At 43.0% G+C, this 20,802-nt stretch carries 26 protein-coding genes, 5 tRNA genes and 1 pseudogene; 8 read left to right on the top strand and 24 right to left on the bottom strand.

Features of this window, described 5'->3' with window-relative positions:
- The first annotated feature begins 62 nt into the window (after positions 1–62).
- From JGK39_RS04200 to JGK39_RS04185, 4 genes are all read left to right on the top strand, one after another.
- Positions 63–674, top strand: a complete 612-nt coding sequence (locus tag JGK39_RS04200) for a HEAT repeat domain-containing protein (protein WP_293257323.1) — start codon at positions 63–65, stop codon at positions 672–674.
- 321 nt (positions 675–995) lie between these two features.
- Entirely contained in the window at positions 996–1,523 is a 528-nt protein-coding gene (locus JGK39_RS04195; RefSeq protein WP_293257319.1) for a hypothetical protein, read from the top strand.
- Positions 1,524–1,574: 51 nt separating this feature from the next.
- On the top strand, positions 1,575–2,945 hold the full coding sequence (locus JGK39_RS04190; protein WP_293257316.1) for an AAA family ATPase: 1,371 nt from the start codon (positions 1,575–1,577) through the stop codon (positions 2,943–2,945).
- Positions 2,945–3,508: a hypothetical protein gene (locus tag JGK39_RS04185; protein ID WP_293257312.1), complete on the top strand. Its 564-nt coding sequence runs from the start codon at positions 2,945–2,947 to the stop codon at positions 3,506–3,508. Before JGK39_RS04190 ends, JGK39_RS04185 begins: the two co-directional genes overlap by 1 nt.
- A gap of 73 nt (positions 3,509–3,581) precedes the next feature.
- Here JGK39_RS04185 and JGK39_RS04180 read toward each other — a convergent pair whose 3' ends face one another.
- From JGK39_RS04180 to JGK39_RS04165, 4 genes are all read right to left on the bottom strand, one after another.
- Positions 3,582–4,058: a DUF2656 domain-containing protein gene (locus JGK39_RS04180; RefSeq protein ID WP_293257309.1), complete on the bottom strand. Its 477-nt coding sequence runs from the start codon at positions 4,056–4,058 to the stop codon at positions 3,582–3,584.
- An 8-nt stretch (positions 4,059–4,066) separates the two neighbouring features.
- The gene (locus JGK39_RS04175; RefSeq protein ID WP_293257306.1) at positions 4,067–4,951 is read right to left on the bottom strand and encodes a HEAT repeat domain-containing protein; all 885 of its coding nucleotides are present in this window, start codon (positions 4,949–4,951) and stop codon (positions 4,067–4,069) included.
- Between the two features lie 6 nt (positions 4,952–4,957).
- Complete coding sequence (locus JGK39_RS04170; protein WP_293257303.1) at positions 4,958–5,236, bottom strand: hypothetical protein; 279 nt, start codon at positions 5,234–5,236, stop codon at positions 4,958–4,960.
- A gap of 357 nt (positions 5,237–5,593) precedes the next feature.
- The gene (locus JGK39_RS04165) at positions 5,594–6,202 is read right to left on the bottom strand and encodes a phycobiliprotein lyase (protein ID WP_293257300.1); all 609 of its coding nucleotides are present in this window, start codon (positions 6,200–6,202) and stop codon (positions 5,594–5,596) included.
- A 182-nt stretch (positions 6,203–6,384) separates the two neighbouring features.
- Between JGK39_RS04165 and JGK39_RS04160 the strand changes: the two genes are divergently transcribed.
- Complete coding sequence (locus JGK39_RS04160; protein ID WP_293257297.1) at positions 6,385–7,206, top strand: pentapeptide repeat-containing protein; 822 nt, start codon at positions 6,385–6,387, stop codon at positions 7,204–7,206.
- Positions 7,207–7,374: 168 nt separating this feature from the next.
- Here JGK39_RS04160 and JGK39_RS04155 read toward each other — a convergent pair whose 3' ends face one another.
- From JGK39_RS04155 to JGK39_RS04115, 9 genes are all read right to left on the bottom strand, one after another.
- Entirely contained in the window at positions 7,375–8,106 is a 732-nt protein-coding gene (locus tag JGK39_RS04155; protein WP_293257294.1) for a phycoerythrobilin:ferredoxin oxidoreductase, read from the bottom strand.
- 7 nt (positions 8,107–8,113) lie between these two features.
- Positions 8,114–8,848, bottom strand: a complete 735-nt coding sequence (locus tag JGK39_RS04150; RefSeq protein WP_293257289.1) for a 15,16-dihydrobiliverdin:ferredoxin oxidoreductase — start codon at positions 8,846–8,848, stop codon at positions 8,114–8,116.
- A 565-nt stretch (positions 8,849–9,413) separates the two neighbouring features.
- A complete protein-coding gene (locus JGK39_RS04145) occupies positions 9,414–10,079 on the bottom strand; it encodes a HEAT repeat domain-containing protein (protein WP_293257286.1) in 666 nt (221 codons plus the stop codon).
- Positions 10,080–10,639: 560 nt separating this feature from the next.
- Entirely contained in the window at positions 10,640–11,407 is a 768-nt protein-coding gene (locus tag JGK39_RS04140; protein ID WP_293257283.1) for a phycobilisome rod-core linker polypeptide, read from the bottom strand.
- Between the two features lie 112 nt (positions 11,408–11,519).
- A complete protein-coding gene (locus tag JGK39_RS04135) occupies positions 11,520–12,395 on the bottom strand; it encodes a phycobilisome linker polypeptide (RefSeq protein WP_293225294.1) in 876 nt (291 codons plus the stop codon).
- A gap of 203 nt (positions 12,396–12,598) precedes the next feature.
- The gene (locus JGK39_RS04130) at positions 12,599–13,198 is read right to left on the bottom strand and encodes a chromophore lyase CpcT/CpeT (RefSeq protein WP_293257280.1); all 600 of its coding nucleotides are present in this window, start codon (positions 13,196–13,198) and stop codon (positions 12,599–12,601) included.
- 172 nt (positions 13,199–13,370) lie between these two features.
- A complete protein-coding gene (locus JGK39_RS04125; protein WP_293257277.1) occupies positions 13,371–13,904 on the bottom strand; it encodes a phycobiliprotein lyase in 534 nt (177 codons plus the stop codon).
- Between the two features lie 108 nt (positions 13,905–14,012).
- Positions 14,013–14,086, bottom strand: a tRNA-Lys gene (locus JGK39_RS04120).
- Positions 14,077–14,223 carry a hypothetical protein gene (locus JGK39_RS04115; protein ID WP_293260522.1) on the bottom strand — a complete coding sequence of 49 codons (147 nt, stop codon included), beginning with the start codon at positions 14,221–14,223 and terminating at the stop codon, positions 14,077–14,079. Before JGK39_RS04115 ends, JGK39_RS04120 begins: the two co-directional genes overlap by 10 nt.
- A gap of 42 nt (positions 14,224–14,265) precedes the next feature.
- Between JGK39_RS04115 and JGK39_RS04110 the strand changes: the two genes are divergently transcribed.
- Positions 14,266–14,610, top strand: coding sequence for a XisI protein (locus JGK39_RS04110; RefSeq protein WP_293260525.1), 345 nt, complete (start codon positions 14,266–14,268; stop codon positions 14,608–14,610).
- Positions 14,611–14,729: 119 nt separating this feature from the next.
- Here the strand turns inward: JGK39_RS04110 and JGK39_RS04105 are convergent, their stop codons facing one another.
- The 7 genes and pseudogenes from JGK39_RS04105 to JGK39_RS04075 all read right to left on the bottom strand — a co-directional run bounded on the left by JGK39_RS04105 (position 14,730) and on the right by JGK39_RS04075 (position 18,902).
- Entirely contained in the window at positions 14,730–15,818 is a 1,089-nt protein-coding gene (locus JGK39_RS04105) for a hypothetical protein (RefSeq protein ID WP_293308380.1), read from the bottom strand.
- A 564-nt stretch (positions 15,819–16,382) separates the two neighbouring features.
- Positions 16,383–16,481, bottom strand: a pseudogene (locus tag JGK39_RS04100) (hypothetical protein); the annotation flags it as partial.
- Positions 16,482–16,484: 3 nt separating this feature from the next.
- A complete protein-coding gene (locus JGK39_RS04095) occupies positions 16,485–16,724 on the bottom strand; it encodes a hypothetical protein (RefSeq protein ID WP_293260531.1) in 240 nt (79 codons plus the stop codon).
- Positions 16,711–16,983, bottom strand: coding sequence for a BrnT family toxin (locus tag JGK39_RS04090; RefSeq protein ID WP_293183806.1), 273 nt, complete (start codon positions 16,981–16,983; stop codon positions 16,711–16,713). The genes JGK39_RS04095 and JGK39_RS04090 overlap by 14 nt, the downstream gene beginning before the upstream one ends.
- A 309-nt stretch (positions 16,984–17,292) precedes the next feature.
- Complete coding sequence (locus JGK39_RS04085; protein ID WP_293260534.1) at positions 17,293–17,862, bottom strand: 3'-5' exonuclease; 570 nt, start codon at positions 17,860–17,862, stop codon at positions 17,293–17,295.
- A 78-nt stretch (positions 17,863–17,940) separates the two neighbouring features.
- A complete protein-coding gene (locus tag JGK39_RS04080; protein WP_293260537.1) occupies positions 17,941–18,156 on the bottom strand; it encodes a hypothetical protein in 216 nt (71 codons plus the stop codon).
- A gap of 170 nt (positions 18,157–18,326) precedes the next feature.
- A complete protein-coding gene (locus JGK39_RS04075) occupies positions 18,327–18,902 on the bottom strand; it encodes a dihydrofolate reductase family protein (protein ID WP_293260540.1) in 576 nt (191 codons plus the stop codon).
- A 170-nt stretch (positions 18,903–19,072) separates the two neighbouring features.
- Between JGK39_RS04075 and JGK39_RS04070 the strand changes: the two genes are divergently transcribed.
- Complete coding sequence (locus JGK39_RS04070; protein ID WP_265234033.1) at positions 19,073–19,237, top strand: ribbon-helix-helix domain-containing protein; 165 nt, start codon at positions 19,073–19,075, stop codon at positions 19,235–19,237.
- 77 nt (positions 19,238–19,314) lie between these two features.
- Positions 19,315–19,545 carry a hypothetical protein gene (locus JGK39_RS04065; protein WP_293260548.1) on the top strand — a complete coding sequence of 77 codons (231 nt, stop codon included), beginning with the start codon at positions 19,315–19,317 and terminating at the stop codon, positions 19,543–19,545.
- Positions 19,546–19,981: 436 nt separating this feature from the next.
- Here the strand turns inward: JGK39_RS04065 and JGK39_RS04060 are convergent.
- The 4 genes from JGK39_RS04060 to JGK39_RS04045 all read right to left on the bottom strand — a co-directional run bounded on the left by JGK39_RS04060 (position 19,982) and on the right by JGK39_RS04045 (position 20,797).
- Positions 19,982–20,067: transfer RNA gene (locus JGK39_RS04060), tRNA-Ser, on the bottom strand.
- Positions 20,068–20,563: 496 nt separating this feature from the next.
- Positions 20,564–20,638 (bottom strand) — tRNA-His (locus JGK39_RS04055).
- A gap of 4 nt (positions 20,639–20,642) precedes the next feature.
- A tRNA-Ala gene (locus JGK39_RS04050) sits at positions 20,643–20,715 on the bottom strand.
- A gap of 5 nt (positions 20,716–20,720) precedes the next feature.
- Positions 20,721–20,797: transfer RNA gene (locus JGK39_RS04045), tRNA-Ala, on the bottom strand.
- Positions 20,798–20,802: the final 5 nt, after the last annotated feature.

The following is a 20,802-nucleotide window of genomic DNA, read 5'->3' as shown; positions in this document are numbered from 1 at the left end:
ATATTTATGCGTCCAGGATTGTTAATTCAGCTTAAATTAGAAAACCTAAAACCCCAAAAACTATGACAACAGATGCTTTGTTTGAACAATTAAAACACCCGAATCCTCATATGCGCGATCGGGCGATGTTTGAAATTGCCGATTCCCGCGATGAAAATACCATTTCTCGACTGGTGGCCATTTTAGACGACGAAGATGTCACCTATCGTCGGGCGGCAGTGAAGGTGTTAGGTGCGATCGGTGAGGATGCCGTACCATCGGTAGTTGACGCATTGTTAAATAGCGACAACGTGACAGTGCGAGGAAGTGCAGCGAAAGTATTAGCGCAAGTTGCGATTAACTATCCAGAGTTGCCTTTCCCAGAAGTCGGTTTGCAGGGATTGAAAAAGGCGATCGACGATGCTAATCCTGTAGTGCACATTGCAGCCGTGATGGCCTTGGGACAGATGGGTTCGTCTGCGTTCGAGATTTTGGTGGAATCGCTGAATACAACGGATAATGTAGCGGTACAGGTGGCGATTGTGAGTGCATTGGCTTCTGTGGGCGATCGACGTTGTGTAGAAGTTCTCACCACATTTGCGAATGATGAAACCGTGGATTCCTATGTGCGGGAATCAGCGACAAGTTCTTTATCGCGATTGGATTTGGTGATGAATTATAAGCGTGCAGAATAGTTAGGTTTATAGTAGCGTGTTGAACGATATGTAAGCAAAAATTGTAATGGTCAGAAAAACTCACCCAAAGCCAGAAGTTGAGGATGCGTTGAGATACGCTGAAAAAAATGGATGGCGCGTTGATGTTGGTGGTTCTCATGCTTGGGGGAAAATTTATTGTCCCTACAACGATAAAGAGTGTAGAAGCGGGATTTTTTGTATATCCAGTATTTGGAGTACCCCAAAAAACTCAGGGAATCATGGAAAACAAATTCGCCGAGTAGTGGATAATTGCACAAAGCATAACGATGTGAATGAGTTTTACCCAGAGGAGGAATCAGAATGAATGAGTATGATTTTACTGTGAAGTTTAATCTAAAAAAATCCCTAGCCAATACTGACGATTTTATCGAGAAACTGTATGCAGGTGGCTGTGATGACGCCTTAATCGGAGTTGGGAATAAAGAATATGTCGCACTAAATTTCATCCGCGAGGCGTCGTCGGCTTATGAAGCTATTTCTAGTGCGATTTCTGATGTCAAAAGAGTTGTTCCAAGTGCCACTCTAATTGAAGCAGCACCAGATTTTGTTGGTTTGACCGATGCAGCTAAAATTCTGGGGTACACTCCACAGCACATGACCAATCTCACCCTCGAAAACGACTCAAAATTTCCGATTCCTGTTTATGAAGGTGCCCACTCTATCTGGCATTTAGCGGAAATTTTAATTTGGTTGCGCGAAAATCAAACACATTCAATTGATGATACATTGTTAGATATTGCTCAAACCAATATGAATATTAACATTGCCAGGGGTTGGCAAAAGATCCCTCCTGATACCCAAGAAAGTATCAAGGCGCTGGCTGTTTAGCTTGGTTTGTGCGATATTGCTGAGGCACATTGCAATCTAAGGAAAACACCAATGAAAATTAAAGTCAAAAATCTTGGTGCCCTAAAACAAGCCGAATTCACCCTTGGCGAGTTGACAATTATTTGTGGCGGCAACAATACCGGAAAGACCTACGCTACCTATGCACTGTTTGGCTTTTTGTTTACTTGGCGGCAGATTTTGGCGATCGACATTAACGACAACAAAATCCAGCAACTCCTTGCGGACGGCGTAATCCATCTAGACATACAAGAATATGTCAAACAGGCAGAGCAAATTGTTTTTAAAGCTTGTCAAGTTTATACACAGCAATTGCCTCAGATTTTTGCAGCGCCGGCTAAAAGATTTAAAAAAACAGAGTTTCAGGTAAATCTAGACATCAAAAATATTCGTTTAACACGCAAGTTCGAGCTAACAATAGGATCTGCCAATGTCGAATTATTCTCTATGACCAAAAGAGAAGAAAGTAGAGAATTAGTTGTCACCTTGCTAGTTGAAAAAGAAAAGGCAAAAATTCCCAATCAAATACTTAAACACACCATTGCTGATGCACTGAAAGATATCATTTTTGCCGAAATTATTCCTCGTCCTTTTATCGCTAGTGCAGAGCGAACTGGTGCAGCTATTTTTCGCAAAGAGTTGAATTTTGCCCGTAATAGATTGCTTGAACAAATGGGTAAAAGCAACAATAATATCAATCCAATGCAGCTTTTATTTAAAGCTTATCAGGACTACGCCCTGCCGATACAGACAAACGTAGAATTTACCAGGGAACTTGAAACCATTGTTAAAAAAAGCAGTTTTATTGCTGAGGAACATCCTGATATACTGGCAGATTTTGCTGACATAATCGGCGGCCAATACACCGTTACCCGTAATGATGAACTTTATTATGAGCCAAATGGTAAAAGGCTCAAGCTTTCTATGGATGAAAGTTCTAGTGCTGTGCGTTCTCTATTAGACATCGGTTTTTACCTAAAACATGAGGCTCAGATTGGTGATTTACTGATGATAGATGAACCAGAATTAAATCTACATCCTGAAAACCAGCGCCGCGTCGCACGGCTATTTGCCCGCTTGGTAAATCTGGGTATTAAGGTTTTTATTACCACCCACAGTGATTACATTATTAAAGAACTGAATACATTGATTATGCTTAACCATGATAAACCTCATCTGAAGCGAATTGCTGAAGAAGAAGGTTATCGGGAAGTAGAACTAATTTCGTCTAACAAAATTAAAGTTTATATTGCAGAAGAGGCAGGGAAGACAAAAACAAATAAATGTCAAACGCTGACACCAGCGGATATTGATCCAGAAATGGGTATTGAAGCCCGCAGTTTTGATACAACTATTGAAACGATGAACAGGATTCAGGAATCGATTGTTTGGGGTCAGGATTAATGTCTGATATTGCTATCCTCAAAGAGATGATTCAGGAAAGTGCTACAGTGCCATTGGAAGATAGCTACGGTAAAAAGAAGGTGACACTCAGAGAACCCGATCTACCCAACTGCTTTGTCACAATTCATGGAATGCCCAATGACGATCAAGTTATTGTCATCAAGGCAGATGCTTTTACATCACCTAAAGCGGTATTTACTGGCTTAAAAGGTGAGTGTAAACGTGCAGATTTTATCATAGTGGCCGATACTGAAACAACAAAGGTCATCCTCTGTATTGAGATGAAGGCAAAGGCTAAGACAAGCCTAGAGTGGGAAATTATTCAACAACTTAAGGGCGCACAGTGTTTTGTCGCTTATTGTCAGAAAATTGGCAAAGAATTTTGGTCTGCAAAGCAATTCCTTGATGCTTATATCTATCGATTTGTCACGATCAGAAATATCAATATTCATAAGAAACGAACACGGGAGGTAATAAATGATGAGCATAACCGTCCAGAAAAAATGCTGAAAATTAGTTCCCCACATTACCTTCAATTCAATCATTTGATCTCAGGCAGATAGATAATGGTCTGGTGAAGGTCAAAATCAGCGCTTTGGGACTTACTTTTTACCTTCCAAGCAACTTTTTAAACTTTTAAGCTTTTCTCCTTTCAACCTTAAAAACATCCTCAATACTTTTCCCGGATGTTTTCTCCTCCCACCCCATCGCCATCAAGAAACTCTCCGCTGACGGAGTTTCCACCACATCAACCCCCCATTGTCCGGGTTGCAAGGCTTCAGCATCGCTACTCAATGGCGGAGTTTTCTTCAAACCCGCTAAAATCAAAATATCGGGAAAAGCACCATCAACTTTTCCTTGACTCATCCGCTTATTTACCAAAGCTTCAGCGCAAAACTCCCCAACTTGAGGTGGCGCAAAATCATTAGTAGAAAATAAAACTTCTACCATCCAATGCGGATGATTTAATTGACGGCACTTAATCCCAGGATATTGACTTAAACCCTCAGCAAATACCAGAGTCAAATCTTCTCTACTTAAGGTTGGAAAGATACCCTCTTGCATATCAAAATTGTGGGAAAGCAACATCCGCCCTGTTCCAAATTCCGTCATTTTTTTAGTTACTTAATTTGAGAAATTGCTAACTTAATTACTCCTTGCACAGCCGGTTCCGATTCCTGGGCTAATGCCGTTTGTAGCGGCTCGATCGCACTTCGATCGCCCACTTTCATCAAAGACAACGCCGCCGCCCTGCGACTTTCGCCATCGCCATGATGCAGCAACTCAATCAGGTTGGGGATTGCAGGCTTATAGGCGAGATTTCCCAAAGCAGCAGCCGCCTCGCAGCGCACGTCAACATCAACATCCGTTAGAGACTTAACCAAAATCTCGAATAAGTCCGCTTTGGGCTCTTCCTGGGCGACTTTGGCGATCGCCCCTACCACCGCCCCGCGCACCACAGGCGAATCAGACGCGATCGCCCGATACAAATACTCCTTCGCACCCGCCCCAATAAACGCCAACGCCCAAGCCGCATGACCGATCGTACTTTCCGGCAAATCGGTAGATGCTAAAATATCCAACAAAGCCTGCACAGACGGTTCCCCAATCCTCGCCAGCGCCCCAATAGACGAACCCTTAACCACCGTATCCTCATCATTTAACAAAGCATGAATTAAATTAGGAACCGCCGTCGGATCGCCAATCAAAGTCAGAGTTTTACCAGCAGCACGCCGCACAACCGGATTAACATGATTCGCCAAAGCATCCAACAAAAAAGGAGTCGCCGCTTCACCAATTTCCGCCAGAGTTTCCGCACAACGCAGTCGAGTCATCCCCCGCGTATCGCCCAAACATTCAACCAGACTCCTCAAAAGATCGGCATCATTAACATCAAAAGTATCTAAATCTATTTGTTCAGTAACTTTTTGAAGTAAAGCATCTGTTTCGGCATGAGCCAACACAATTGAAGCATCCTGAGATTGAGTATTAGAATTGACCATCATTGCCACCTAATTATTTGTAGTTATAGCCGCCAATTGAGTGCGGAGACTGTCTAGTCCAGCATCAATTTTAGCAAGTTCCGGCTCAATTTTAGCCATCGCTGCTTTCTGTGGCAGCTTAGCCTTTTGTGCCGCAGCCATCGTCTCATTCACCAAACGTTCCCGATACCGCTCAAATTCGGCAATAACTTCCACCAATTCTTCAGCCTCTATCTGTGTTGAATCTTCTGTTAAATTTTCCGTCGATTCATCGCGAGCGGATGTTGTCAATTCTTCGTTTTCAGACATAGTTTTGATAGTTTAATAACAGTTGGAAAATTTTAGGCGATCGAGTTCAGTTAAACTCACATCATACAGGATTCTTAGGAACTGGCAAGATGCCAGTTCCACAACCAATTAATTTTATTGTGGGGCGGGCATCTTGCCCGCCCAGTTAGTTGCTTGTGGGGTGGGCATCCTGCCCGCCCAGTGGCTTGTGGGGTGGGCATCGAACTGGCAAGATGCCAGTTCCACAACCAATTAATTTTATTGTGGGGTGGGCATCCTGCCCGCCCAGTTGCTTGTGGGGTGGGCATCCTGCCCGCCCTAAAAAAATATTGACAATAGTTGAATTTGACCAATCAAAAAGCATTTTTTCCAGAGACTTTAACGCGACACCGCAGCAGCCTCAGAAACTCTCAAGCGATTGTGTTCCAACAACTCTTCTAAAACAGATGGAGAAATACAACGACGCTCAGAACAGTATGCCATTTGCTTAACCCCATTGCTCATTTGAACAGTCATCACCCGCACTCGAAAATGATCGTTAATAAACCAACAGCGTTCCTGTCCTTGATTTGTCTCATATTCCGTCTCAATAGTCAATACCCCATCATCAGCAAAATTGTAAATACCAATCACCGGAATACCTTCAACGTAGCCTCGATTTCTCAGAAACTTACCCATCTTCGGGTTATTGGGATTCGGCACATCGATCAGAATTGCAGCATAATTTTGGTTGGGGATGGCATCATCCAAATTATCTTGCCACATAAAACTGCATCCCCCACTAACTAAAGCGGGATCTACATTTTGCTGTTGACAAACCTCTAAAACTCTGGGATCATCAATTGACAAGACATCGATCGTGACATTGGATTCTCCCGACTCATCAGCAGCAGCAGTATCAAAATTATGGACTGTTCGCTGAGTGAACCAAACGCCCTCACTCTTGCGAAAGAAATCCATCATAGTCATCGGTGGTGTTAGCAGCATTTCTGTGTCTACTTAGCGAGAGGAATCAAGCAAGTCCCCTTGTCTGGGGGGATGGAAGGGAAATCGGATCGGATTTTGGTTAAGAAAATTAACTTTCTGGCGATCGCTATTCAATCAAATCCTAGGATAAATGACACCGGACAACTTTGAGCAATTCCATCAATAAATCTTCAAAAAATATAATGGCACTTCGTCAACACTCATTTTTCCTCTCAGAGCCCCTGACTCTCACAGAAGTCTTACAAGCTATCGAGGCAACTAAAAGCTTAGCTCAAACCAACCTCCAGGGAATCAACCTCAGCCAAATGGATTTATCCGGGATTGATTTGAGCGGAGCCAACTTGATTGGGGCAAGACTCAGCAAAACAAATTTCCAAGGTGCAAATCTCCAGAGAGTCGATTTCCGGCGCGCCAATCTCCGAGACGCCAATTTAAGCGGAGCTTCTTTACAAGAAAGTTATTTTTTTCGAGCTGATTTACAAGGTTGCAATCTAGTCGATGCCAACTTAGAAGCAGCTAAATTCAAATTAGCTTTATATGATAGCAATACGGTTTGGCCAGAAGGATTTAATTACCAAAAATCCGAAGCTCTTGGCCCGAAAGCTAGTCTGAGCGGAGCTTTTTTGAATGCCGCCAATCTCCGAGGAGCGGATTTGAGTTATTGCAATCTGCGAGGTGCTTATCTCAGCGGAGCCGATTTAACGGGAGCAAATTTAGAAGGAGCAGCTTTAAGCGGCGCTAATCTTCAGAATGCTTTTTTGACTGGTGCTTATTTGCGGAATGCGATGTTAATTGGAGCTGAATTGCAAGGCGCAGATTTACGGGCTGCTGATTTGACTGGAGCCAATTTAGATCAGTTGCAAAGTATTGCCGGTGCTGATTTCAGCTTGGTACAAGGATTGAGCGCCCAAACGAGAGCCATGCTTTGCAGTCGCAGTTCCAAGGAGTTAGGTACTTGGAACTGTTATACTCGGAATAATACAGCTCAAAGTCTTGCAAGCTAGATATCGTTTGTAGTGCGGACTTAAGTCCGCAAATTCCGTTTGTAGTGCGGACTTAAGTCCGCTTGCTTCAGAGGACTAAAGTCCTCACTACAAACCGTTTGTAGTGCGGACTTAAGTCCGCTTGCTTCAGAGGACTAAAGTCCTCACTACAAACAAAGTTTAATTTTCCTATAAATTGCGTTCCAAATCGAACAGAAAACCGTGAATATACTCCTCAGTCCACTCCTCACCATAGAAGCGCAGAAACATTCCCCTAGCAGGATCTTTCGCAGCACGGTAGTTGATATAATTGCGTTGAGCCTGAAGAATCTCGGCTAATTTTTGACTGTCGGTGACTGGTTGCGCGCGATCGACCAAATCGAGATAAGCTTGTAAATAATCCTTAAAAGCATCAAACACAAGAGTTTGCACAGCCTCAGTTTCCTTAGGACGAGTCCACAGAAAAGCAGGAGAAAAGAAAGGTTTTGCCTCTTCAGGAAAATCTCCCCCCCAGGGCAAATCTTTTTGATACTTGTTAAAAATCGGTAAAATCGGCTCCGAGTATTGCTTCTGATAAGCCGCATCGTGGAAAAGCGGCTGCATATCCAAAGCAATCAAATGTCCCCCCGGCAAAGTCACCAAATCCGCCCCAAAAAAAGGCAAATCATAATTAATTTGGGGGAAAATCACAAAATTCAGAACCTGAAGAGCATCGCCTCCCTCAACGTGAGCCGCCCGAATTTGCCGCAGTTTTGGGGATTGAAAAGCATAGCTGGTAGTGACAACCAACTGCTCTTTTTTTCCTTTCCCAGTGATACATTCTTTTCTTTCAAAACCTGCCGGAATCGGATAGGGAGCTAAGTCAAGTCGCTCCCTTAGCAGTGGGATGGCCCAATCTAAAAAAGGCTGATAGAGAGTCATTTTAGATTTATTTTGCTCCTGCGGGAACCGCTAAGGGAACAGCATCTTCAAACAAAAAATCGTACAAAAAGCGCTCTGACCATTCATGACCAAAATAGCTGCCGAACAGCCCGGATGCGGGGTCTCTTTCTGCACTGTACTGATCGTATTCTTTCTGTGCTTTCACGATCCGCTGAATTTCTTCGGGAGTGGTGAGGGGAGTAGCTTGCTGTAGCATTTTCCAGTACAACTGGACGTATTCTTGATAGGCGGGAAACAATTGGTTCACTACTGTTTCGGCGTCGGTTTTGGCAAAGAGCAAATTCTTGGAAAAATACTGGTTGGCATCGTAAAACTTCATTTCTAAGTCTTGTACCAACGAGCTGTATTTACCTCGAATTTCGGTCAACGGTTCGATATACTTATCTATGTAAGGGCGATCGCGAAATAACGGCTGAAAATCTATCACCACCAAGATTTTCTTTTGTCCAAACGCTAAAAAATCAATCCCTAGCAACGGCACATCGTAATTGTGGTTTGGATAAATCACACTGTTGAAAATTTGCGCCGTTTCCCCAGCATCGATGTAGGTATAGCGTATTTTTCGCAATTCTGGGCATTGATAGCACCAGCTTTGAATTGTGGCAGGATTTTTACCTCTTTCACTCACCACAGATTCCAATCCAGAGGGAATGGGACGGCTCTCTAGTGCAAAGTTCTCAAACAGTTCTTTTTCTAGAAATTGCTGAAATGGCTTAAACATAGATTATAATTTAGCTCCTTCAATCTCTCCCTGAACACAGGATAATAGGCGATCGCCCCAGGCCTAGTCTCTTTTATGGGTAACAAAGTAATATTTCGTTATGAAACCACAGGCGCGATCGCACTCGATCTAATGAAGAGTTTTTACCACACTCTCATCTTTGATTCTCTCAAATGTAACAAATCTTAATAAAGCTTCTCATAATTCTCTTCGAGAACTTTGATTATCTCCAATTACCTCAGTACAATTCTCATAGCTATGCAAAATTAAGTCAAAGAGCCAAACAATTAATTCCCAAGGCGATACAATACTAGCTGTAGGGTGCGTCTAAGAAAGAAAAATCCTTGCACAAACATCGATAATCCCACAGATTCCTCCCTGACAAACAAAGCACAGGAAAAAAAACCCACACTATTTTGTAGCAACACTTTTTATAAATGTTAGGAGTAGCGAGATTACTCCCAGAGCAAGCTCCTAATCTGATTGCTAATGTCAGGGAAAAGGTGCGAGCTGACTTTCCTAATATTGCCCAACCAGGTGAGGACTAAATAAAATATTCTTATTCTTAACTGTTCTCCAGCAAATTTTCCAAAGCCGCACCAACCACTCGATGGTGGGAGTCTTGCCGCAGTTGACTCAACGCCTGCTTCGCTTCAGGAGCATCAAAATGCTTCAAAGCAGATGCAGCGTGCTGGCGAATCCCTTCATATTCAGAACCAGCCAGCCCCAACAACCGAGCAAGTGCCGCTGCTTCCTGACTGCTTCCGGCTAAAGCACCGAGCGCGTCCACAGCCGCTTCCTGGGTGGTCATATCTTCCCCAGCCAAGGCTTCCACGCACACCTCAAACAGTTCGTTGTAGCACTGCATATCCACCAGCGCCCCCAGAATGCTGCGGCGCACCAGCCAGTGATCGTCTTGAACAAAAGTCAGCACTAAATGAGACGCAGCGCACCTACCGAAGAGCGACAGGGAATTTGCCGCTTCGGCGCGCACATTGGGAGTGTTATCAAGTTTCATGATTTGCAGCAAGGCGGCGAAAGATTCGGCGGTTTGCTGTTGTCCAAATCCCCTGCTGACAAAGGTACGGACTAAAAATTCTGGGTCGTTGAGTCGAGCTTTTAGCAAGGGAACGGCAATCTCTGGTGTATAATCTTTCAGAGCTGCGATCGCCTTCAGTCGATATTGAAAATCAGAATTTTCTAGAGACGCTTCGATTTCGTGAATATCCATAACCGCAACAGAGCAGGACTTTTCCTTACTTTAAACAACAGGTTAACTTTGTGCAACTTACCAAAATTATCTTAGCACCGAAATCTTTTTTTGACCGTGAACCTCGTTTCTTTAAACTCTCTCATCAAATCGAGTCTGAAAACTTCCATATTTTAACCAATATTGTCGCAGTTCATGATAAGGTGTATGCAAACTTTCTTTCCCTTGATAAAGCATCATATCAATTCCGGTTGTATCGGAATGATTTAACTCTTCTAGAACGCTCTTGACGCAGAGTCCGAGAAGAGAGAGATGAATACAGGACGATGCTGACGGAATTGATATCACTGGTTGGTAATTGCCCATTCAAACTCCTATAAGTAAGGCATTCTTCCATAAATCAAGTTTTTGGCTTTTTTTAACAAAAAAAAGAGCGAATAAGAAACTCGCTCTACAGACAATATTAAGATACGAAACCTCAATCTAAAAAAACGATAGAAGAATCTAGCTCAGCTCATGAAGGGGAACCCAAGAAAGTTTCTGGTTATCCCCAACTCAGGCTCGCGTCATCCCTCTATGGCTCAAGCAACTTCGGTGATACTGACAATTTTTCCGCCAGCGCGATGGATGCGCTGAATTTGCGGAGTCATCTTCGCACCAGAGACAAGATATTCAGTGTTGCTCACTCGGCGAGGGCTATCAAATTTAGCTCCCTTGACTGAAATCTTGAACATTTTTTCAGTGGCATCTTTGGCAGCACTAATGCGACCGCCTGTGCTTGGTAAAGTAATTTTGTTACCACTATTACCAGCTACGAAGTCAACTAAGCGAGAAGCGGTAAAAGCACTGTCAACTCCTGCATAACCTTGATACAGGGAAAGGGTGCGATTGTAGCCAACTTGCTTTTGTCCGAGTTGACTTTTTGCCCCTTGATAATAAGGGACTGTATTTTCGCCAAATTTGTCCTGATACTCTTGACTGTCGAGGTACGAGTCAATTTCTGCATCGTAGCCTTTTTCGATACAGGTGCGAATATGCTCGGAAAGTTCTGCTTGGTCTAAGGGAGCGCGACCTAACAAATGTTTAAAGTTTAGCTCGACAAAGCGGTAGGGCGCGCAGGATTCAAAATACCGACTGCGATAGAAGTCAGATTTTGCGACAGCGCGGACAAATTCCCGTACCGTTATCGCACCATCGCACAACTGCGATTCTGCCACAGTCAGGCGTTCGCTTTCCATCACGTGGGGATTCCCCAACACTTGCTTGTAAACTGCCCGAATTACGGCCTGTGTATCATCCGAACTGCTAGCAGACCAAAGTTCTACTGGCGCATCTAAAACCACGCTCATTGAGTTTCTCCTAAGATTAAATAACGTTTCAAAACTGGGAATTAACGATTGCAGACCAACACGCTCAGGGAGGTGATTCCCCAAGTCGTGAAGCTAGAAGTTTAAACGGTTTCTAGTTGACAGCAGTGATGCTGGCAATCACGCCGCCTTGTTTGTGGATGCGTTGATATTCTTGGGAAAGTCGGGAAAACGGCACTACATAAACTTGGTTGCTCTGCCGAATTTTTTGAACCCGATTTTTAGCAGAGGTGCGATAGCCAGTGACTTCGATACGGAACACCTTACCCTCGTCACCCGAACCCACGTTGTAAACACTTTTAGCACCGCGCTGTCTATCGGGAAATGACCAACCATCCCCAACTGAACCGCCGGAAGGAGGAATGATTGCTACAGGGGTTTCTTGAATCACGTATTTGTTCAAAACAGGGGATTTTCCAGACAGACTTCCTTTGAAATCGCTGCTGGAAGCACCGCGCAAGAGAGCAAACATATGAGTAAACCCAACCATGTTTTGTCCTGGTTGGGTTTTGTAGCCTCGGTAGTAGGGAACGATATTTTCGCCGTAGGCGTTTTGGTATTCATCGCTGTCGAGGTAAGAATCAATATCTGCCTCGTAGCCTTGGGTATCTAAAATTGTGCTGTGGGCTCTCATTTCTTCTAGGCCATCGGGAGTGCGACCGAGAAGATGTTTGAAATTGAGTTCAAGAAACCGATAGCGAGGACAAGTATCGAAAAAGCGAGAACGGTAAGCATCGGATTTTGCCAGAGCGCGGACAAATTCGCGTACACTCAATGCACCGCTTTTGAATTGCGATTCAGGAATTGTTGCCCGTTCGCTTTCCATGACGTAAGCATTACCCAAAACTTGCCGGTAGACGGCACGAATAATGGTTTCTACTTCTTCTTGTGAACGTCCTGGAATCAGTTCTAAACAGGGTGTTTCTTCAAATAAACTGACTCCAAGTCGAGATGCAGGTCCAAAAACCATTTAAAAAATCTCCACTATTGTGTTATGTGAAAATTTACCATAATTGGATGTTATATTAGAAAACTTTACATAATGTAACATTGGCTGCAAAGTTGCTGTTTCACGTACTACAGGAGTGTTTTTTTTACACAGGAGTTTTTTAGGACAATAAGTGTGGTTGTAGTATGTGCTGCGCTCGCCAGGAAATTCGTCGGCGGTAAAATTTAGAGAGGCGGTAGCTCTCCGGCAAAACTTTGGCGCTTTTCAAACCACAAAGAGCCATTATCCGAGCCCCAAATCTGTTGGTGAGTGTTTACGTCCATACCGCGATCGAGACTGCTCCAGGTTGTTTCGGTAATTTCTACGTCGCTGATGAGGTAGGTTGAACAACCTTTTTTTTCGATGAGACACTGGTTTCCTGGCTCTACACTACCGCGAAACATTTCTCCTTCTCGTTTGAAAACCATAGAGCAATTGTAGCGCCGTTGAATGCAATCTGGTTTAATTGTCTTGAGAATGCTTAATTCCCGTGCTGCTCCGGCGTACTGTACTGGATCGTTGAGACTATAATTTTCAATATAAATTTGTTCTCCTTGGTCTATTAATTTGTGGACTCCTTGACGGTAGGGAGTCCACAGATCGTGGTCGTAAACCTGTTCGGAGTAAAATCCAATGGCATTGAAAAATTCCCAGGGTAAGGGCCGGAAGAAGATATGAATGTGGGCAAATTGTTGGGGCTTTTCAAAGGATTGTTTGTAGTTGCTGAAATCCCCTGCCATCCACTGAGCGAGAGTGATTAAATCATTGGTTTTTACTGAATTCATAAGCTGTTATTTATTTTTTATACATCCAAAGTGTTGCTATAAAATCAGTGTTCGGCTTGTTTGAACGACTGTTTAGGTAAGGTGCGTCGCCGCGATATTGTCGATTAAAATTAGGGATTGTTTGTGGATCCGCACCCTACAAATAATGTTGCATGATTTTTGATGATTGGTATTATTTCGCAGAGAGCGATCGAATTTCTGAAGAAAATGATGCAGTGACAACTCCACTTCCTTTGCTGGTTTTGATCAGGGAAACACGAAAGCGCAGGTTGGGATTGGCAAACCAAATTTTTTCTTCGGCGGCGGCGTTATCGTAGCTTGTCAGGAGGACAAAGGTGCCATCGTCTGTGATGTGATAGTCTGCGGCGGCGGGAATGGTTTCGGCATATCCTTGGTCTCGCAGTAATTTACCGCGATTGGGGACTGTGGGATCTGGGATTGGTACGAGGATACAACTGCCTTTCATTTCAGCGTTTTCATCCCAATCTGACTGGCCTTCCCATGCCATGTGAAAGGGGTTTACTGCTTGGGCTGGGTCGATGTTGTAGGATTTGCAGAGGTCGATTACGGCAGCATCATCGGGTGAGAGTGCAACGATATCAATGACTGACTCGATCGCTTCAAAGTGTCGGAATGTCAAGTGATGGGCGCTGCGCTGCGATCGCCATTGTCCGAGGGAATTGTTAACAAATTGCTGGATGTTCATGAAAATTATTGTACAAGCTCAATGACACAAATATTCTTTCCAATTTTTTAAGATTGACGATATCACCACAGCTTGCTGGTAGTGGCATTGTACTGTGTGGTTGGAGGATGGGAGTAGAAGGACTTGAACCTTCGACCTTGAGATTAAGAGTCACCTGCTCTAACCAACTGAGCTATACTCCCGCATCTAAGCTACTATAACACAACTGTTCTAAAATATCAACTATTTTTGTAAATATTTGTGGCGATCGCCCTGAGGGAGTTTTTGTGTAAGGGCGACCGACAAGAGCCAAGAACCCGCAAGCTACTGATGATATCATTCGTTTAGTTACCTTCGATCCTACAGAGGAGGCGATCGCGCAATGGATTCATTAAACCTTCAATATCGCGACACAGTTGAAAAAATCCTCCAAGAATATATCGATTTTCTCGGTAATGACGACCTAGCTGAAGTCAAATTAGTATTAGAGGAAAAGCGCGATCGCTATTTGTTAGTCGAAACAGGTTGGCAAAACGGTCATCGCATTTACGGAAATCTGATCCACATTGAAATTATCGACAATAAGCTGTGGATCGAACACGACGGTACGGAAGATGGAGTTGCTTACGAGTTGATGGCGGCGGGAATTCCTCAAGCAGATATTGTTTTGCCTTTCAAATTGCCGGAACTGCAAAAAGTGCGATCGGGGGCGATTTCGCGATCGTGAGCGATCGACCTTACTCAAACCAAAAGTCTCTCAACCGATACCCGACTATCGGGAAATGCCAGCGGTATAATTATTCCGGATTCGAGCTTTGAACTTGTTAGGTCTCATTAAAGAGTAACCTATTCCGCTTGAATCCAGCCTTTAATTATAGCTTTACCAACGTTGACATAGGGGTTGGCTAAAAACTCTTCTATCGCGGTTTCCCCACCTGCTTTTAAGGCTGCGATTGCCCGTTTTTTAATATTTGGATTTGTTGCATCGTTGACATAAGCAATTTTTTCATCTTTGGTAGCAGTGGGATTGTCTATCTCCAACTGCTTGAGGAGTTTTTGGATTTCGGCAGCAGCTTCGGCAAGAGTCACCTTTTGCTCAGATTGTACAAAAGTATTTTTATGAGAGCTAGCATATTTACCAACGCCCGCAGCCTGACCGCTAATATTGTATGTATCTCCGTTGTATGTATCCCCTTTGTTAACCATAATTGCATCTCTTTTTTTAGTGATAAACCCAATTACTGTAAAATATACTAGCACAACAACTATTATTGCTGTCAAGTATTTCCATTCTTTTTCTATAAAATTTTTTATAGAAAAAGATGGATTTACTTTAACACTAACTTGAATTGTGTTTGCTTCAAAACGCTTGGGTGGCAATTTTTCGTAGCCCGGAACATCAAGTATAACAGAGACAACAAAATCCAGTTTTTGCATTCCTGCTTCTCTTGGGGTTACATCCCATTGCCAGCTACTGAAAGATTTATCTTCTATTACTTGCTCTTCTCCATTTCCTTTTAGTTTTATAGCAAAACTTTCACCTGTTAACGTCACACTCATTCTAGAACTGACATATTGAAGTTTAATCTCTTCAATATTTTGGAAATTTAGTCCCTTATTTATAGCCTTTCTAAAATTTGATAAATATTTATCATTGGCAATACGGGCCGTACAATTTTCAGCTATACCTACAGTCATTTCTTTGGAACACGAATATACAAATAATCCTTTGGGAAGGATTTCAAAAATCTTGGAAATTTCTGATTGTGCAGATGGCGATAGGCTAGGTAGCCAGTCTTCTTTCGGTAAATAAAGATTTGGCAAATAAAATATACATAGTAGTATAAATAAACAGCTAAAACTAAATTCTAATATTTGGGTTCGCAAGCTAGCATCTCTATGTCTATAGAGTTTATAAATAATTATTACTTCCAATGTAACCCAGCGAACTAACAGAGCTGTAGCTATTATTATAAAAAATATTTTATAACTATTAACTGAATTAGGTAAAATTAGTGTTAAAAAAATGCCAAGCAATATCCATAAAAAGATATCACCAATTTTTACGATCTGAGAGCGGAAAACAGTATGTCTCTCTCTCTAAATTTTAAGTTTATAAAAAATTATTGATTCAAATATAAACCAGCTTATTACAGTTACTAATAGTGCTATTTTTATCAGCATTCTTCTATCAACATTGTCCGACAGATGTGAAGTTAGTAGTGAAAATATACATAGCACTATAAATAAAAAACTAACACCGATTTTTAATATTTGGTATAAAAAATCGGCATATCTATTTCTATAAAAATTAAAAAACAATATTAATTCTAATGTTTAAAATATAAACCAACAGGTTACAACTATAGTCAAAGACATGATTTTATAATCGAATGTTTACTTACTTTTATCAACTTACCTGCTGACGCTAGGCAATAAACTAGGTTTATTGCCGAAAGTTTAACTTTTTACTAGCTTGATTGTCGATCGCCCTTGTGCCTACTTCAAAATTTGATAGACGACACCAGCACCGACAGTACGATCGCCTTCGCGGATGGCAAAACGCATATTTTGCTCGATCGCGATCGACTTCACTAAATTCTAGCCATCGCCTCTCATATTGCCGAGAGGATACTTATTGTCTTTCATAACTCTCATCAAAAACCGTAGAGCTTCATTCACTGCTTCAGAATCGGGAAACATTTCTGCAACATCAGGTTCCAGATGAACTGTCAGCCCGTCAAAACTCTTGCGTGCGTTGCCTACCTTTCTCACTCGCAAGCTCTTCAGATCGTATTCCGATCGCAGTTCGTCTTCCATATCTGTTTCAGCCTTCTTCATAAACTTCTCGCTCTTTTCTAGTTACTTCTCTGGCGCTAATTAAACGAATTGTCTTGCCCCTTTCCGTATAAGACACTATTAATAAACGGCCTCGGCGCGATTCTCCTACAATAATATATCGATCTTCCTCATCAGAATGGTCTGGATCGTAGAAATCGACATATAGCGGATCGTCAAAAACAGTTTTTGCCTCTTCAAATGAGACTCCGTGCTTTGACAGATTTCTCGCTGCTTTGTTTTCATCCCACTCAAAATTCATGTACGTATTGTAGCATCATGCGTTTTTTGAATGCAACTGTGTTGTGCAGGCACGAACGTTATTTCTATTGACTGGCGATCGCCCCACTAACTATCTTACAACAGCACCTTTACAAACAAGCAAACAGAAAAGCCAATTACCATTCGGGCAATTGGCTTTTCTGCTACTTATCAATTCAGCAAAATGCTATCGCTGAATCTTGGAAACGACGCCCGCACCGACGGTACGATACTACGAACCTAGAATAAGGACTAAATTCCTCACTGCGAACCTAGAATAAGGACTAAAGTCCTCACTACGAACCTAGAATTAAGTAAGGTTTTTTTGACCTAGAATATAGGGCAACAATTTAGCGATGTTTCTAGCATCGTCAATGCCTCGATGATGGGTTCCTTCTAGGGGTAAAGCCGCAAGTTCTAAGGCTGTTTCCATGCCGTACCTTTTTGGCAAGCCTTGGGTTTCTGTAAACAATTGTTTAAGATTGATATGGGGATAAGCAATGGGAAAAGGAAGTTGATGAAAGTTGCTATCCTTTTTAAATTGTTTGCGATCGTAGTCTCCCCAGGAACCAAATACACCGTTTGAATAACCAGACAGCCAATTTTTCAGCATAGCGCTTGCTTCTGGGTAGGTTGGAGCCCGATCGACTTCTGTTTGGGCGATCGATGTTAGCGACTTGCAGAATTCTGTTAATATGGGATTGCGCCTTGGTTTGACGAAAGTTTGAAATTCATCAAGGATTGTTAGCGTTTTGGACTCTACCATAACTGCTCCTATTTCGATGATTTCCATATTGTTTGGCGCGATCGAGCCTTTGTCGCAGCAAGTTGCTTCTAGGTCAAGTACCAGATAATAGTCGAATGGTTTTAAATTCTTCATAAATTTTACCTCAATATTTTTTATTTTTAACCGCAGATGAACGCGGAGTAACGCAGATAGATTCCGATCGCAACAACTTTACATGATATATTCTTCAAAACCAGGAGGTGTTTCATCAAAATCATCTGCAACGTCACTAAAAATTCCTTTACCACAGCCAAATTGACGGGAATTGGTGACAGCAGTTGGTTGTGGTGACTTTTCTTTCAGTTCTTGGATTTCGTTTAAAACTTGAACATTATTCAATAACAAAATCCACTGAATCAATTCAAATTTGAGAATCTGAATGCTCATCGTTTCTATATTATAACTCTTTCAACAGTTGCAAACTCTCTTGAAATTATCTGCGTTTATCTGTGTATATCTGCCTGACATCTGCGTTTGAGCTATCAATTATTGTCTGTTGAATGATTGGTAAACTCAAATTTTTTATTGATGCTATTCGCTCCGATCGCCAAAACACCTCATTTCTGCAATCGATAGTGCAGCAGCATGAAACCGTTGCTGTAGATTTTGCGATCGACCAATTCCAGATTCGTCGGTGCGATCGCCCTGGCAAACATCGGAATGCCCGCCCCAATGACTACCGGATTCAACTTGACAATCATCTCGTCAATCTCTGAAACAACCGTTGCCGCTAACTCACCGCCACCGCACAGCCAGATATCTTTACCCGTTTCCTGCTTCAATTCCTGAACCAATTCCACAGCATTTTCCGAAACCAGTGCAACATTCCCATCGGGGCTGGCTGGCATACTGCGCGAAAAGACATACTGTTTCAAGCTGGGATAAGGATTAGTCAAACCGACATTTAGCCCGACTTCATAGGTTTTGCGTCCCATCAAAACAGCATCAAATTGCTTGTTTCCTAAAAAATTAATTCCCAGCGCTTCGTGAAGGTGAGCCGGAATGGTTTCGGGAAAGCGATCGAACAAATCGGCGAAATGCTCTCCTGACATCGGAAAACAATCAAAGGAGCCATCTTCGCGAGCAATAAACCCGTCAACGGTGCAAGCCACGTAATATATTAGTTTTCTCATATTTAAGATTGTTTTTTAAGAAGTTTTGGGAACGATCGAGACTGAAACCATCCTAGCAGTAGCGCTTTTAAAGTGCGCGATCGCCCGCATCCCTACAGACAATTGCATTAAGGCGCGATCGATACTCCGAAAGAAGATAAGCTGGTTTCAACTAAATATGACTGCTTGAAATGGCTGACAAAGAAGAGACTGCTGTGATTAAAGTCACAGTTCCCAAGAGTTTGCACGAAAAACTGAGAAAAATCTCCCAGCAGACAGGAGTTCCTATGTCCACTCTGCTAGTCATGGCGGCCGTCAAGGAATACAACCTCGTGGACGAACCCGAGTTTAAGTAACTAATAGCATACTACAAGTACCCTCTAAAGGTACTATATGGTATATTCCAGGAATGGTCAACCCTGGAGGTGCGTTTGTGACCCAAGATGAACTCGAAGCCCTTGTCGATGAACTCGGCTTAGTGGCTGTCGTTAGCCTGCTGGCAACTATCTGCCACAACAAAGCCCGACAAACCTTGTGCTTAAAGGGACAAGGGGCTACTACTTATACCGCGTGGAACAGCAATGGCTTCTTGCTGAAGCAGTTGATGACCAGACTGCGCCCGATCGGCAGTGGCGATCGCGATCTAAACCTCAACGTCAACTGAGGTTCTGAAATTCAACCCGTGCAAGTCCGCAAAGCATTGATTTTAGTCGGTTAACTGCCGGGTATGTATGCTTTAACTGTTAGAGCGCGGGTTGAAATTCCTCGCTTTTGAACCTTGAATGGAGAGGAGGGGACTCGAACCCGCATCGATCGACAGCAACTTTCAGGAAACGCGCTTCCTTACTGCCCGCAAGCAGACGGGAACTGCCCCCATCTCGGACTGTTAATTCCTTTCAGTGCATCTGCAACCCGCTGCCAGTTTGCAGTTTCAGGGAACGTCGCGAAGCAACTTTTTACCCTACTCAACAAACGCGATCGTCCTTTTGAGAGCCGCTTTACCTAGTTTTTACGGTGCCATTCCATTTAGGCGACCTCCCCAAAGTTTTTATTGCTATAGGATAGCAAATCTCTTTGCCAAATCCCAGAATATTTCATTAAGGAAGATGAAGGAATCGAACCCTTACAGGTGTTACCTGTACCCTTGTTTTCAAGACAAGTTGCTGACCATTTAGCGGCATCTTCCATGATGCAAAATATCCATGATTCCTATGGCTAAACCATAAGAAATCCACCGGGAAGGTACTGCCCCTTCTACCTCTGCGTTATCAGCACAGTTCCTCGCTTCTCGGATTCCGGTGGTGAGATCAAATCCCTGCAAAATATCACCGCATTGGTAAGGACATAGCAGTGCTGTGTCCCTACAATATATCGGTACAATTAACCGGATTTGATATTAAAAGGAAGATGAAGGAGTCGAACCTTTACAGTTGCCTGTACCCTGGTTTTCGAGGCCAGTTGCCAACCATTTAGCGGCATCTTCCAAGGCATTGTTGTCAACAAATACGCGCTGCGTTGCCGTCCGACAGGGAATTAATTCCCTGTCTCATAGCGCAAGTCCTCTGAAAGAGGACTGAAGAACTCATGAGTCGTCTTCAGACGACTTTCGCTATGAGGCAGGGGTTTAAACCCCTGCCGGATTGTGGGTGTAATGCTAAGCTAAATTAACATCACTTTCAAGGGGTATCCGACGGGACTCGAACCCGCTAATAACTAGCTTCACGGGCTAGCGTCTCGACCGCTTCGACTTCAGACACCGCATGGAATCAAGGAGGATCGAACTCCTAACCTCTTGCGTGCAAGGCAAGCGCTCTACCAATTGAGCTATGACCCCTTTTTTGGTGGATACTGGTCAGAATCGAACCGACATTTTCCTAGTTGCGAACTAGGCGCTTTTCCAATTAAGCTACAGACCCAAAGT

The sequence above is a fragment of the Microcoleus sp. PH2017_12_PCY_D_A genome, from assembly GCF_020738565.1.
Classification (GTDB): domain Bacteria; phylum Cyanobacteriota; class Cyanobacteriia; order Cyanobacteriales; family Microcoleaceae; genus Microcoleus.
Note: the sequence above shows the minus strand (reverse complement) of the source record. Positions and strands in the feature narration are given on the sequence as shown.